The sequence below is a fragment of the Methanophagales archaeon genome (genome assembly GCA_021159465.1).
Taxonomy (GTDB): domain Archaea; phylum Halobacteriota; class Syntropharchaeia; order Alkanophagales; family Methanospirareceae; genus G60ANME1.
The window spans coordinates 1-1151 of record JAGGRR010000005.1 but is presented as its reverse complement, the minus strand read 5'-3'; the positions used below and the strand labels follow the sequence as shown (position 1 = coordinate 1151).

Annotated in this window: 1 protein-coding gene; it reads left to right on the top strand. The window is 42.6% G+C overall.

The window, feature by feature from the left end:
• Positions 1–932, top strand: a 932-nt coding sequence (locus J7J01_00105; protein ID MCD6209297.1) for a CDP-alcohol phosphatidyltransferase family protein, incomplete at its 5' end; no start/stop codon positions are given.
• Positions 933–1151: the final 219 nt, after the last annotated feature.

Sequence of the window (1151 nt, the reverse complement as noted above, 5' to 3'; positions counted from 1 at the left end):
TGGCAGACGCCACGAAAGTGCTTGTAGTAGGTGAGCGAGGTCAAAAGCGCCCAAAATGCATTGGTAAGGGGCTAAAGAAGTACAATGCGATTGATTGCGGCATATTCTATTGCACACCTGCGATATTTAACGCGTTGAGTGCTGCAATTGCAAGTGGAGATACGGCGCTGACAGGAGCGGTTCAGCGGCTGATACAGACAGATGAGTTGGGAGTTCTTGATATACACGGCAGATTCTGGTGCGATATTGATACACCTGCGAGTTTGAGATACGCAGAGAAGCGGATACTGAGCTCGCTCGGTAAACCGGCAGATGGTGTCATATCGAGGCATATAAACCGAAAAGTCTCAACCAGGATATTCACACCGCTCATTCTCAAACTATATAAGGGAGTTACACCCACTCAGGTATCTTTATTGAGTTTCGCGGTTGCTGCTCTGAGTGCCATTCTTTTTTTCTTATCACATCCAATTGCAGGCGGGATTTTCATTCAATTATCAAGTATACTGGATGGTTGTGATGGAGAAATAGCGAGGCTTAAGAAGATGAGCACAGGTATTGGAGGTTTTACTGATGCTGTCTTAGATAGGTATGCAGATGCTATTATACTACTTGGAATGTTTTATTACCTGATGGTAACGAAGATATTTGGATTTTACTTAGCTCCTTTAACTATTATTTTTACCTCCACTTTGGCTATTATAGGTAGTTTGATGGTTAGTTATACAGCAGCAAGAGCGATAGCCGATTTGAATTATCAACACAAAGGCAATAGGGACCTCAGGCTATTTATCCTTTTTATGGGCGGCGTGCTCAGCTACATACACCCCGTTTCCGTGTTTTTTTCACTGTTCATCATTGCTTTAATGACAAATATGACAGTAATGTGGCGCACAGCTATATCATGGAAGAACTTTCGTGAAGATGAATAAAGTTTGGTCGTGACGCTCTTTCATCGACTTGAAAGAGAGGATGTAAACAGAGTATGCTATGCAAATTTGGCATCGGGACAATTAATATAATGCAATTGCTGTAACTTCCGTTTCTCTCCCACTCCCACTTCCACTTCTCCTTCTACTGTTCTGTATATGTATCCATGAGGCTATGATAAGCGACCTCTAAAAGCCTGTCTTGGCTGTTGCAGAAGAAGA